Genomic DNA, 11,816 nt, shown 5'->3' with positions numbered 1-11,816 from the left:
CGACCGGTCAGAGCAGCTCGAGCGCCGGGCCGATCTCCTGGGTCGCGTACCAGGCCAGCTCGTGCCCCTCCGCCTGGTCGACGACGAACTGCGCCTCCTCGCTCCCCAGGTCGGCCTCCAGCACGACGGCGGTCGCCGCGCGGACGTCCGCCTCCGCCTCGGCCCCGTCGATGAGCGCACTGGCGATGTCGGAGGTGGCCAGGTCGGCCGTGGTGCGGGCGGCACCGGCGTCGGCCCCCTCGTCCTGGATGGGGGTCACCGAGGTCTCCGGGACGTCCGCAGCGAGCACCACCCGGCGGCGGGCGGCCAGCGGGTCGACGTCCATCAACCGGAGACTCGCCCGCGCCGCCGCGAGCAGGGCCGCGTACTCCAACTCCTCGGCGTCGTCGCTCAGTTCGTAGAAGTCCCGCAGCTGCGGGGTGACCGTGAAGACCGTGTGCGGTCCCTCCAGTCGGCCCTCGTCGAGCAACCGCTGCAGCACGGTCGTCGTGGCCGGCAGGTACACGCGCACCGGTTCGCCTCCTCCAGGTCGAGAGTTCCAGCGACATCAACGCCGCTGACCCGACGATCTTCCCAGTCCCGCGTCAGCTGAGCGCCGCGAGCCCGCGGGCGGTGGGGACAGCGGAGCCCTCCGTCAGCTCGACGCCTCCACCAGGTAGGCGATCTCCTGCTCGATGAGGTCGGCGAGGACGTCGACGTCGCTGACGCTGTCCCGGTCCGCGTTCAACCCGAAGTAGACGGTGCCGTCGTAGCTGGTCAGCCCGATCGCCAGCCCCTGACCACGGACCAGGGGGACCACCGGGTAGACCTCGACCATCCGTGCGGTGCCCGCGTAGAGCGGCACCTGCGGGCCGGGCACGTTGGTGACCACCAGGTTGAACAGCCGCCGGGAGAGCCCGCTGGCGGCGCGGGCACCGAGGGCGTGCAGCGTCGGCGGGGCGAAACCCGACAGCGCGCTGAGCGTGTCCGCACCGACCGACTGCCCGCTGGGCGCCAGGCCGCGCATGGCGAAGCTGATCCGGGCCAACCGCACCCGCGGGTTCGGCTCCCCCACCGGCAGGTCGACCAGGAACGACCGGACCTCGTTGGCCGCACCGTCCTCCTCGGCCCGCACCGACACCGGGACCAGGGCCCGGATCGAGGTGCTGCCCACCACCGGCTCCCCCCGGGAGAGCAGCCACTCCCGCAGTGCGCCGGTCACCGAGGTCAGCAGGACGTCGTTGACCGTGCCGCCGTGCGCCTTGCGCACCGTCCGCAGGTCGTCCAATGAGGCGCGGGCGACGGCCACCCGGCGCTGCCGCCCGATGGGTGCGTTCAGCGGGCTCACCGGCGCCGGGGACACCGCCGTGCGGGCGACCGCAGCCACCAGCCCGCCGGCCACCCCGGCCCAGCGGGTCGCGGTGGCCCGCAGGTCACCCGCTGCCGTCCGGGCGGTCTCGAGCACCGCCGAGGGGCGCTGCAGGTAGTCCTCCACCGCCTCCCAGACCAGGGCGGCGGACCCCGGCGGACGGCGCGGGCGCCACTCGTCCGCTGCCGTCGGAGCGGGATCAGCGTCCGGGTCCGGGTCGAGGATGACCTGCCCGATGTCGATGGCCCCGAGCCCGTCGACGAGCGCGGGGTGGGTCTTGGTCACCACCGCCGTGCGGTCGCCGGCCAGCCCCTCGACGAGGTACATCTCCCACAGCGGCCGGCTGAGGTCCAGCGGCCGGGCGGTGAGCCGGGCGACCAGGTCCAGCAGTTGCTCCTCGGTGCCGGGACGGGGCAGCGCGGACCGCCGGACGTGGTAGCTCACGTCGAAGTCGGGGTCGTCGACCCAGGCCGGGTTGGCCAGGTGGCCGGGCACCTCGAGCACCTTCTGCCGGTACCGAGGCACCAGGGGCAGCCGGGCGCGCACCAGTTCGATCAGCGCGTCGTGGTCCAGCGTCCCGGACGGGCACTCCAGGACCAGCACCGCACCGACGTGCATCGGGGTGCCCGGTTCCTCGAGGTACAGGAAGGACGCGTCCAACGCGGTGAGCCGTTCGACCAACGTGACCTCCCTCACTGGTGCTGCGTCCACGCTACGGGCCGGGCCCACGTCCGCTGACCCCACCCCCTGCCCGGCCCCGCGGGAGCACCGCCGCCCGGCCGGCGCCGCTCAGCGGGAGCGCCGCCGCCGACGACCGCCCGGCTCGGTGGCCCCGCTGAGCTGCGCGGCCAGCGTGCGCAGTCCGGTGCGCAGTGCGGAGGCGGGTGCGACCTCGGCCAGCGTCCGCCCGGCTGCCAGGACGGCGTCGGTGGCCCGCCGATCGGACGGGAGGAAGGCGCGGACCTCGCGGCCGGCGAAGCGGCTCAGCGCACCGGCGATCTCCTGCCGCGCGTCACCGGGCACCGGACCCCGGCGGAGCTGGTTGACCACCACGACCGGCTCCACGTCCGGCAGCACCTCGCGCAGCTCGGCCAGTGCCCGGACGGTGCGCTGCAGGGCGACCGGGTCGGCGCCGCTGACGCAGAGCACCTCGTCGGCCTCCTCCAGCACGGTGAGGGTGGCCCCGTTCCGGCGCGGAGCTGCGGTGTCGAAGGAGAGCTCCTCGTCCGCCTCCAGACAGAACCCGCAGTCGACGACGGTCAGCGCTGCCAGGCGCCGCGCCTCCTCGAGCACCACGGCGACGGCCTGCGGCCGCAGCTCGGGCCACCGGTCGGCCCGGGCCAGGCCGGTCAGCACCCGCAGGTGCGGGTCCACCGCCCACGCCAGACGCGCCAGCGCGGCGACGTCCAGGGTCCCCGCCGCCGCCTGCCGGGCGGCTGCTGCGACGCCGGGTGACTCGTCCAGCAGGCCCAGCACCTGGGCGACCACCCCGCCGTAGACGTCGGCGTCCACCAGCAGCGTGGACACCTCCAGCCGCGCCGCCTCGTCCGCGAGCCCGACGGCCACGGTGGTGCGGCCGGGCGCCCCGGTCGGGCCCCAGACCGCGACCACCCGTCCCCGACCGGCCGGGCGGGTGGACTCCTCGGGCGGGAGCCCCAGCACCGGCAGCGCCGACCGTGGGTCACCGACGTCGTGGCCACCCACCGGCCCGCCGCTCACCGCGTCCCGCAGCGCGCGGGCGATCTCCTCGGCCGGGGCGTCGGCGGACAGCACCCGGACGACGCCGAGCTGGCGGAGCCGGTCGGCCGCCCGGGTGTCGCCGGGTTCGACCAGCCCGACGACCGCGATGCCGGCGGCGGTCAACCGGGCCACCGCCGCGCCGTCCAGCCGGCGCAGCTCGGCCGACAGGAGCGCCGCCTGGCCGGTGCCGGTCGTCGCGGCGGCCAGCAGGTCGGCGACGTCGACGCAGCGCCGGACGACGGTGACCCCGTGGTCCTCACGGTCCAGCGCCCCGACGAGCTCGGACTCCCAGGACGCGCCGGTGACCGCGGTGAAAACCTGCAGGGCCATCAGTCGGTCGGCCCGGCCGGGACGGCCCCGGCCGCGGCGCCGCCGGGGCCGGCCGTGGCCTCGACGGAGTTCCGGACGACGACCACCAGGCCTCGCCCCCCGATGGAGGCGAGCACGTCGGCAGCGTCCTCGGCGGCCACGGCGACCACCACCTGCACGGTCGAGGTGGCGGTGGAGAGCACGCCGTCCCCGCGCCCGGTGACCGCCTGCACCGGTGCACCGGACACCACGACGTCCACCCCGCCACCGGTCGGCGCGGAACCGCCCACCACCGGGTCGGCCACGGCGTAGACGTCCACCACCTGCCCGCGGTCGAGCCCGGGCGGGACGTAGCCAGCCTGCACCGGCAGCGCGAGCTGCACCAGGTCACCGGCCTCCTCGAGCACCGATCGCGGCAGGAGCTCGCCGGCCCGGACCGCGCGGGCGAGCACCCGGCCGGCGGGTCGGGTGCTGGTGGCCAGGTAGGCCTCCGCGACGTCGTCCAGACGGACGGCGACCGGCACGAGGTCGGCGTCGGACAGCACGGTGCCGGCCGCCAGGTCACCGGCCGCCGACCAGACGGGCACGGTCGCGTCCGCGGCCGTCACCACCCGGGCGCCCACCAGCACCGAGCCGAGGACCAGCAGGACCCCGAGCACCAGCCGCAGGTCCAGCCAGCGGGGCGGGCGGACCCGGCGGGCCGCCGGGCCGGGTGGAGCCGTGTCGGTGCGCGCGCCGGACGGCGCCGCGGTGGGCGCGCTCATCGGTCGGTCATCCCTCGCCCGGTCATCCCTCGCCTGCCTGTCCGTCTCCGGCCGGTCACCCGGCTGACCTCGCCGTACGGGGTCGCGGGGGGAGATCATGACCGAGGGGCGAGCCGGTGCGCAGCCGTTGTCCACACCTTCGGGTGGACCGTCCGGGCCGCTGTCACCCGACTGCCACACTGGCGGGCACCTTCGACGGGAGAACACCGACCCCATGGCCACCCAGCGCTTCCTGACCCTCGACGACGTCGCGGAGATCCTCAACGTCTCCTGGTCACAGGCCTACGCACTGGTGCGCCGCAAGGAGCTGATCGCCATCCAGATCGGCGGGCGGGGCCAGTGGCGGGTCGAGAAGGACGAGCTGGAGCGGTTCATCCAGCAGAAGTACGCCGAGGCGCGCTCCTCGGCCGTCACCGAGGAGCCGGTCCCGGACGACGCCGAGGTCGACTCCACCCGCTGAGCCGATCGCCGGGTGCTCAGCCGAGCGCCGGCCCGGCCGTCCGGAGCGCGACGAGCGCGCCCAGTGACACCGCCCGCACCCCGGTGACCACCCCACGACGGCGGGGCTCGTCGACGGGGTGCTCGGCCAGCTCCAGGAAGTCCGCGCCGACCCGGTCGACCGTGCCGGCCAGCACGGCGCCGTCCGCCAGCAGGCAGTGCAGGGCGGCCCGGTCCCGGGCCAGCGCCCGCGCCGCCCGCCGCAGGTCCAGCGACCGGTCGACGACGCCCTCCGCGGCAGCCGCGGCGGTCACGGCGGTGAGCCCGGACACCGCGCGCACCGCACCCAGCGCGACCAGCACCTCGCGGTGCTGCTGATCGACCAGCAGCACCCAGTCGACGCCCACGTCGACCAGCCGCCCGGCCAGCTCACCGGCGCCGCAGCTGAGGGAGACCTCCTGCCCGGTCGCGCCCCGCAGCCGGTCGGCCAGCCGGATCCGGCCGTGCTCGGCGCGCGCCCGGGAGGCCTCGTCGGCCTGGTCGACGGCGGCCTCCTGCTCCGCCATCTGGGCCTCGAGGTCGGCGAAGAGCTGCTCCCAGCGCATGGACGGAGGCTAGCCCGTCCACAGATCCTTGCGTTTGGTTGCATTTGCTTTCGTTGATGGTGTTTGGTCATCGCTGTGACCGGAGTGGGCATGTCCGTGGTGCGCTGGACGGCGACGACGACGACGTTCGTCCTCGTCGCCGGCGGCCTGCGCTGGCTCGGCCCCGGGCCGGGAGCGGTCCGCACTGCGCTGGCCGACCCGCAGCGGCTGGTCGACACCGCCGGTCCGGACGCCCTGGTGCTGGTGGCGGTGACCGCGCTGGCCTGGGCGTGCTGGGCCTGGGGCGCGCTCGGCCTGCTGCTGACCGCAGCGAGCGCCGCCCCGGGCCTGGCCGGCCGGACGGCCGGGGTGCTGCTGCGCGGCGTGCTGCCCGCCGGCGCCCGGCGGGTCGCGGCCATCGCGATCGGCGTGGGCCTCAGCACTGCAGCGCCCATCGCACTGCCCGCCGGAGCGAGCCCACTGGTCACCGCCTCGGCCGAGACGAGCGCTCCCGGGACGGACTGGTCATCGGGCTCCCCCGCGCCCGTGGTGCAGGCCGACTGGCCGGGCGGACCGGGGACCGACCTGCCCGGTCCCCCGCCCCCGGTCCCCGACTGGCCCGGACCAGCGGCCGGGGAGCACGTCGTCCTCCGCGGCGACTGCCTGTGGGACATCGCCCGCGACTGGCTCACCGGTCGCCGGCCCGGGCACCCGGTCGCCGACGCCGAGATCGCCTCCGCCGTGCAGGCGTGGTGGCAGGCCAACGCCGCCGTCATCGGCCCCGATCCGGACCTGCTGCTGCCCGGTCAGGTGCTGCGGCCCCCGACCTGACCGCGCCGCCCGCCCCGATCCGCCGTTCCCCGTCGTCTCGAGGAGACACCGATGACCGCCTCGCCGAGCCTCGCCCCCGCACCACCTGCGCCCCCGTCGCTGACCGCCGCTCCGGCGCCGGCGCCCCGGCGGCTGCACCTGGTCGCCGTCCCCACGCCCGGACCTCCGCTGGAGGACCCGCGCGTGCCGGTGCGGCTGCTGGTCCCGGGCCGGCGTACACCACGGCCGACACCTCCGCCCGGTCCGCGGCCGCGGCTGGACCAGCCGGTCCGGCCGGCCGGTGATGCGGCGGACTTCGGTCCGGCCTGGACGCGCCGGGCCGAGCTGCCCGACCCGCAGGCCGCCGGACGGCGCCTGGTCACCCTCACCCTCGAGGCGTTCGCCGGCCGCCGGCCGATCGGCCAGTTGCAGTCGCTGGTGAGCCCGGCGCTCTTCCAGGCCCTCAGCGGTCGCCGCCGGCCGCGCTGGTGCACCGAGGGGACCGCACCGCTGCTGCTGGGGTCGGTGCGGGTCTGCGAGCCGGTGGACGGGGTGGCCGAGGTCAGCGCCGTGGCCCGACGGGGAGGGCGGGCGCACGCGGTCGCGGCACGGCTGGAGGGGATCGACGGGCGCTGGCGTTGCACGGCGCTGCAGATCGGCTGACGGAGGTCCGGTCCCCGCGCCCGCCGAGCGAGGCCGTGCCCACACGCCGACGCCCCGCCGACCAGTGGTCGGCGGGGCGTCGGTGGGTTCAGTGCGTCAGCCGGCGACGCCGTGGCACTGCTTGTACTTCTTGCCCGAACCGCACGGGCAGGGGGCGTTGCGCGGGGTCTCCTTGGTGCCGGTGACGGTCGCGGTCTTCGCGGCCTTCGCCCGGCCGCTGTCCTTGGCCGAGGTGTCGAGGCTGGGCGCGCTGTAGGTCAGCTCCCCCTGCTCCGGCGCCTCCAGACCCTTGATCTCCAGCTCCGGTGCGGCATCCGCCGGCTCCGCGGCAGCCGTCCCGGCAGGCTCCGGCGCGGCGGCCTCCGGTGCGGCGGCCTCCGGTGCGGCGGCCTCCGGTGCGGCAGCGGCGACGGGGGCCGGCTTGCGGGTGCGCCGGGCCGAGCTCGTCGTCGTCCCGCTGCCGTTGCCGTCGGACGTCGGCGCAGCCGCCGCCGGCGAAGGGGCAGCCGGGGCAGCACCGTTGCCGTCGGCGGCAGCCGGGGCGGCAGGAGCGGCCGGCTCGGCAGCGGGAGCGACCGGCGCCGCGGCCGCCGCCTGGGCTGCGGCCTGCCGGGCCAGCACCCGCTCGGTGCCGGCCTGCGCCCGGGCGAGCGCCTCCGCCTCGGCGGCGGCCTGCTTCTGCGCGGCCTCCGTGGCCTGCTGCTCCTTGGTCTTGACCTCGAGGTTGAAGAGGAAGCCGAGGGACTCCTCCTTGATGCCGTCGAGCATCGCGTTGAACATGTCGTAGCCCTCGCGCTGGTACTCCACGACCGGGTCGCGGTTGGCCATCGCGCGCAGGTGGATGCCGGCCCGCAGGTAGTCCATCTCGTAGAGGTGCTCGCGCCACTTGCGGTCCAGCACCGTGAGCAGCACCCGCCGTTCGAGCTCACGCATGACCTCGGAGCCGAGGGACTCCTCACGGGTCGCGTAGGCGGCGTGCACGTCGGCGAGCAGCTCCTCCTTCAGCACGTCCGCCGTCAGCGCGGCCTGGTCACCGTCGGCGACCCGGTCCAGCAGCTCCTGCCGGTCCAGGCCCACCGGGTACAGCGCCTTGAGGCCGGCCCACAGCTGCTCGAGGTCCCAGTCCTCGGCGTAACCGGTCTCGGTGGCACCGCTGACGTAGGCGATGACGACGTCGTCGACCATCGTCTGCACCTGCACGTGCAGGTCCTCGCCGTCGAGCACCTTGCGCCGCTCGTCGTAGATGACCGTGCGCTGCCGGTTGAGCACCTCGTCGTACTTGAGGACGTCCTTGCGGACCTCGTGGTTCTGCTGCTCGACCTGGGTCTGCGCCGACAGGATCGCCCGGCTGACCATCTTCGACTCGATCGGCTGGTCGTCGGGGACCCGCAGCGTGGTCATCATCGACTCGAGCATCGGGCCGTTGAACCGGCGCATCAGGTCATCGCCCAGCGACAGGTAGAACCGCGACTCCCCCGGGTCGCCCTGGCGCCCGGACCGCCCACGCAGCTGGTTGTCGATCCGCCGGCTCTCGTGCCGCTCGGTGCCCAGCACGTACAGGCCGCCGGCCTCGGTCACCTGGTCGTGCTCGGCCTTGACCTGCGACTTGGCCGATGCCAGCGCCTCGTCCCAGGCGGCCTCGTACTCCTCCGGGGTCTCCGCCGGGGACAGGCCCTTGGCGCGCAGCTGCTCGTCGGCGATGAACTCGGCGTTGCCACCGAGCTGGATGTCGGTACCGCGGCCGGCCATGTTGGTGGCCACGGTGACCGCGCCGAGCCGCCCGGCCATCGCGATGATCGACGCCTCCCGGGCGTGGTTCTTCGCGTTGAGGACCTCGTGCGGGATGCCCCGCTTGAGCAGGTACTTGGCCAGCAGCTCGGACTTCTCCACGCTCGCGGTGCCGACCAGCACCGGCTGGCCGGCCTCGTGCCGCTCGGCGATGTCCTCGACGACGGAGTCGAACTTGGCCTTCTCCGTCTTGTAGATGACGTCGGCGCGGTCGGCGCGCACCATCGGCCGGTTCGTCGGGATGGGCACGACGCCGAGGGAGTAGGTCTGGGAGAGCTCGGCGGCCTCGGTCTGGGCCGTGCCGGTCATCCCGGAGAGCTTCTCGTAGAGCCGGAAGTAGTTCTGCAGGGTGATCGTGGCGAGGGTCTGGTTCTCGTCCTTGATCTTCACCCGCTCCTTGGCCTCGATGGCCTGGTGCATGCCCTCGTTGTAGCGCCGGCCGGAGAGCACGCGGCCGGTGAACTCGTCGACGATGAGGACCTCGCCGTCGGTGACGATGTACTGCTGGTCCTTCTTGTAGAGCTCCTTGGCCTTCAGCGCGTTGTTCAGGTAGCTGATCAGCGGGGTGTTGGCGGCCTCGTAGAGGTTCTCGATGCCGAGCTGGTCCTCGACGAACTCGACACCCTCCTCGCTGATGGAGATGGTCCGCTTCGCCTCCTCGACCTCGTAGTGCCGGTCGCGCTTCATCAGCGGGGCGATGCGGGCGAACTCGCCGTACCACTTGGCGCTGGTCTCGGCGGGGCCGCTGATGATCAGCGGGGTGCGGGCCTCGTCGATGAGGATCGAGTCGACCTCGTCGACGATGGCGAAGGCGTGCCCGCGCTGGACCAGGTCGTTGCGGCTCTGCGCCATGTTGTCGCGCAGGTAGTCGAAGCCGAACTCGTTGTTCGTGCCGTGGGTGATGTCCGCGGCGTACTGCTCGCGGCGCACGTCGGGGCGCTGGCCGGAGACGATCGTGCCGACCGACAGGCCGAGGAAGCGCTGCACCCGGCCCATCCACTCGGCGTCGCGCTGGGCCAGGTAGTCGTTGGTGGTGACCACGTGCACGCCGTCGCCGCTGAGCGCGTTGAGGTAGGCCGGCAGCAGACCGGTCTGCGTCTTGCCCTCACCGGTCTTCATCTCGGCGATGTTCCCGAGGTGCAGTGCCGCACCACCCATCAGCTGCACCCGGTAGTGCCGCTGGCCCAGCGTCCGACTGGTCGCCTCGCGGACCACGGAGAAGGCCTCGGGGAGCAGGTGGTCGAGGGTCTCCCCGTCGCCGTAGCGCGCCTTGAACTCATCGGTCTTCGCGCGCAGCTCGGCGTCGGTCAGATCGGTGACGTCGGGCTCCAGGGCCTCGACCGCGTCGGCGATCTTCGTCAGCCGTCGGACGATCTTGCCCTCACCGGCACGCAGGATCTTGTTGAACACCACGACCCCAGCGTAGGCGGCGCGGCTGTGAAGCGGTCCCGGCGCGGCCGAGCGTCCTGCCCGGAGCCCCGGACTCGTACCCTCCGCGACGTGTCCTCCGCCTCAGACTCCTCGCCTCCCCCGCTGCTCGGACCCGGGGTGGTGGCCTTCTTCACCGAGCGGCACCTGGCCACGCTGACCACCCTGCGCGCCGACGGCAGCCCGCACGTCGTGCCGGTCGGCGTGACCGTGGACGCCGACACCGGCACCGCCCGGGTGATCACCTCGGGGACCTCGGCGAAGGTCCGGCACGTGCGGGGCGGGCAGACCCGGGTCGCGGTCTGCCAGGTCGACGGCAAGGTGTGGACGACGCTGGAGGGGACGGCGACGGTGCGCGAGGACGCCGGGTCCGTCGCCGACGCCGAGGCCCGGTACGCCGTCCGCTACCAGCAGCCGCGGGTCAACCCGGCCCGGGTCGTGCTGGAGATCTCGGTCGACCGGGTGCTGGGCAACGCCGAACGCTGGCGGGGTCTCGGGCAGGAGGAGGAGTGACCGGGATGGACCTGAGTGGCATCGACCTGACCACCGAGGTGGTCCGCACCGACCGGCTGGTGCTGCGCCCCTTCCGCGAGGACGACGTCGACCCGGTGCTGGCCGCCTGCCAGAGCCCGGACATCGCGCGCTGGATCGCGGCGGTGTCGGTGCCCTACACCCGTGCCGACGCCGCCGGGTGGGTCACCGGCGAGGCGCCGGCCATGCGGCGCGAGGGCACCGGCCTGACCGTGGCGATCGAGGCCGACGGGCGGTTCGTCGGGTCCGGCGGCGTGCACCGGATCGGTCAACACCCCATGGGCCCGGAAGTGGGCTACTGGATCGCCCCGGAGGCCCGCGGCCACGGGTACGCCGCAGAGGCGGCGCATGCGCTCGCCGAGTGGGCGATCGGGCTGGGTGCGCACCGGGTGTACCTGGTCGCCGACGTGCTCAACATCGGGTCCCAGACCGTCGCCCGCCGGGCCGGGTTCACCCAGGAGGGCGTGCTGCGGTCCTACCTGGCCTACCGCGACGGCAGCCGGGGCGACGCCGCGGTCTTCTCCCGGCTCCCCGGCGACTGAAGGAGGACCTCCCCCCACCACTCCCGAGCTCGTGGCGGGCCCCTGCCGGGAGGCTGACGCGGACGAGCCGCCCTCCGCGGGTGCGGAGGGCGGCTCGCCGGGGCGACCGGGTCAGGCGTGCGCGGGCTCGAGGTCTCCCGCAGCCGCGGACGCCGCGATGGCTGCCGCGTCGTCGTCCTCGGCGGCCGCCGGGGCGCCGAGCCGGATCAACCCGTAGTCGAACGCGTGCCGGCGGTAGACCACCGAGGGGACCCCGGTGTCGGCACAGAGGAACAGGAAGAAGTCGTGGCCGACCATCTCCATCTCGTAGAGGGCCTGGTCGACGTGCATCGGCGTGGCCGGGTGGACCTTCTCCCGGACGATCTGGCCGGGCAGGTGCTCGTCCAGGTCGGTCGTCAGGGGCCCGTCGGCCAGCGCGGCCTCGACGTCGGCGGACGTCCCGTCCAGAGCCGGCTCAGGGGTGGTGACCACCGCGGGGAGCGCCGCCTCCTCGACAGCGGGGACGCTGTCGATCCGCACGCTTGGCGGCGTGCGGCGGCCGTGGTGCACGCGGCGACGGTCGTTCGCCCGTCGCATGTGGTTCTCCAACTTGCCGGCCGCGAGTTCCAGCGCGGCGTAGAAGTCGGGGGCAGAGGCTTCAGCACGGGCCACCGGCCCCTTGCCCCGCAGCGTGATCTCCACGCGCTGGGCGTTGGCTGACTGTCGAGGGTTCTTCTCGTGCAGCAGCTCCACGTCGATGCGGATGACCTTGCCGTCGAACCGTTCCAGCTGGCCGACCTTGTCCTCCACCTTCTGGCGGAAGTGCTCCGGCACCTCGACGTTACGACCACGGACCACGATCTCCATGGGACCTCCCGGTTGAGCGGGGTGT

General features: G+C 74.4%; 12 protein-coding genes. 5 read left to right on the top strand and 7 right to left on the bottom strand.

Going from position 1 to position 11,816, the window contains the following annotated elements; genetic code table 11:
• Positions 1-7 precede the first annotated feature (7 nt).
• The 4 genes from O2W53_RS18595 to O2W53_RS18580 all read right to left on the bottom strand — a co-directional run bounded on the left by O2W53_RS18595 (position 8) and on the right by O2W53_RS18580 (position 4,161).
• A complete protein-coding gene (locus O2W53_RS18595) occupies positions 8-511 on the bottom strand; it encodes a DUF6912 family protein (RefSeq protein ID WP_269164560.1) in 504 nt (167 codons plus the stop codon).
• Positions 512-634: 123 nt separating this feature from the next.
• The gene (locus tag O2W53_RS18590) at positions 635-2,029 is read right to left on the bottom strand and encodes a WS/DGAT/MGAT family O-acyltransferase (RefSeq protein WP_269164559.1); all 1,395 of its coding nucleotides are present in this window, start codon (positions 2,027-2,029) and stop codon (positions 635-637) included.
• A gap of 108 nt (positions 2,030-2,137) precedes the next feature.
• Complete coding sequence (locus O2W53_RS18585; RefSeq protein WP_269164558.1) at positions 2,138-3,418, bottom strand: AAA family ATPase; 1,281 nt, start codon at positions 3,416-3,418, stop codon at positions 2,138-2,140.
• Positions 3,418-4,161, bottom strand: a complete 744-nt coding sequence (locus O2W53_RS18580; RefSeq protein ID WP_269164557.1) for an SAF domain-containing protein — start codon at positions 4,159-4,161, stop codon at positions 3,418-3,420. The genes O2W53_RS18585 and O2W53_RS18580 overlap by 1 nt, the downstream gene beginning before the upstream one ends.
• Before the next feature lie 214 nt (positions 4,162-4,375).
• Here O2W53_RS18580 and O2W53_RS18575 point away from each other — a divergent pair, with 214 nt between their 5' ends.
• Positions 4,376-4,621 carry a helix-turn-helix domain-containing protein gene (locus O2W53_RS18575; protein WP_036340421.1) on the top strand — a complete coding sequence of 82 codons (246 nt, stop codon included), beginning with the start codon at positions 4,376-4,378 and terminating at the stop codon, positions 4,619-4,621.
• 16 nt (positions 4,622-4,637) lie between these two features.
• On the opposite strand, the gene O2W53_RS18570 is transcribed toward O2W53_RS18575, so the two are convergent.
• Complete coding sequence (locus O2W53_RS18570; RefSeq protein WP_269164556.1) at positions 4,638-5,204, bottom strand: hypothetical protein; 567 nt, start codon at positions 5,202-5,204, stop codon at positions 4,638-4,640.
• 90 nt (positions 5,205-5,294) lie between these two features.
• On the opposite strand from O2W53_RS18570, the gene O2W53_RS18565 reads away from it, so the two are divergent.
• Both O2W53_RS18565 and O2W53_RS18560 read left to right on the top strand, forming a co-directional pair.
• Complete coding sequence (locus tag O2W53_RS18565; RefSeq protein WP_269164555.1) at positions 5,295-6,014, top strand: LysM peptidoglycan-binding domain-containing protein; 720 nt, start codon at positions 5,295-5,297, stop codon at positions 6,012-6,014.
• A gap of 51 nt (positions 6,015-6,065) precedes the next feature.
• The gene (locus O2W53_RS18560) at positions 6,066-6,656 is read left to right on the top strand and encodes an Rv3235 family protein (RefSeq protein WP_269164554.1); all 591 of its coding nucleotides are present in this window, start codon (positions 6,066-6,068) and stop codon (positions 6,654-6,656) included.
• 96 nt (positions 6,657-6,752) lie between these two features.
• Here the strand turns inward: O2W53_RS18560 and secA are convergent, their stop codons facing one another.
• Entirely contained in the window at positions 6,753-9,857 is a 3,105-nt protein-coding gene (gene secA, locus O2W53_RS18555) for a preprotein translocase subunit SecA (protein ID WP_269164553.1), read from the bottom strand.
• Positions 9,858-9,944: 87 nt separating this feature from the next.
• Here secA and O2W53_RS18550 point away from each other — a divergent pair, with 87 nt between their 5' ends.
• Together O2W53_RS18550 and O2W53_RS18545 are read left to right on the top strand one after the other, a co-directional pair.
• Positions 9,945-10,385 carry a TIGR03618 family F420-dependent PPOX class oxidoreductase gene (locus O2W53_RS18550; protein WP_269164552.1) on the top strand — a complete coding sequence of 147 codons (441 nt, stop codon included), beginning with the start codon at positions 9,945-9,947 and terminating at the stop codon, positions 10,383-10,385.
• Between the two features lie 5 nt (positions 10,386-10,390).
• Positions 10,391-10,945: a GNAT family N-acetyltransferase gene (locus O2W53_RS18545; protein WP_269164551.1), complete on the top strand. Its 555-nt coding sequence runs from the start codon at positions 10,391-10,393 to the stop codon at positions 10,943-10,945.
• A gap of 111 nt (positions 10,946-11,056) precedes the next feature.
• On the opposite strand, the gene hpf is transcribed toward O2W53_RS18545, so the two are convergent.
• Positions 11,057-11,791 carry a ribosome hibernation-promoting factor, HPF/YfiA family gene (gene hpf, locus O2W53_RS18540; RefSeq protein WP_269164550.1) on the bottom strand — a complete coding sequence of 245 codons (735 nt, stop codon included), beginning with the start codon at positions 11,789-11,791 and terminating at the stop codon, positions 11,057-11,059.
• Positions 11,792-11,816 lie beyond the last annotated feature (25 nt).

The organism is Modestobacter sp. VKM Ac-2978 (genome assembly GCF_026968025.1).
Taxonomy (GTDB): Bacteria; Actinomycetota; Actinomycetes; order Mycobacteriales; family Geodermatophilaceae; genus Modestobacter.
The sequence above is the reverse complement of the archived record's forward strand: the minus strand, read 5'-3'. Positions and strand labels throughout refer to the sequence as shown.

Coding starts and splice junctions, on each gene's coding strand:
- O2W53_RS18565 (WP_269164555.1), top strand. CDS start 5,295: ATGTCCGTGGTGCGCTGGACGGCGACGACGACGACGTTCGTCCTCGTC.
- O2W53_RS18575 (WP_036340421.1), top strand. CDS start 4,376: ATGGCCACCCAGCGCTTCCTGACCCTCGACGACGTCGCGGAGATCCTC.
- hpf (WP_269164550.1), bottom strand. CDS start 11,791: ATGGAGATCGTGGTCCGTGGTCGTAACGTCGAGGTGCCGGAGCACTTC.
- O2W53_RS18570 (WP_269164556.1), bottom strand. CDS start 5,204: ATGCGCTGGGAGCAGCTCTTCGCCGACCTCGAGGCCCAGATGGCGGAG.
- O2W53_RS18580 (WP_269164557.1), bottom strand. CDS start 4,161: ATGAGCGCGCCCACCGCGGCGCCGTCCGGCGCGCGCACCGACACGGCT.
- O2W53_RS18545 (WP_269164551.1), top strand. CDS start 10,391: ATGGACCTGAGTGGCATCGACCTGACCACCGAGGTGGTCCGCACCGAC.
- O2W53_RS18585 (WP_269164558.1), bottom strand. CDS start 3,418: ATGGCCCTGCAGGTTTTCACCGCGGTCACCGGCGCGTCCTGGGAGTCC.
- O2W53_RS18560 (WP_269164554.1), top strand. CDS start 6,066: ATGACCGCCTCGCCGAGCCTCGCCCCCGCACCACCTGCGCCCCCGTCG.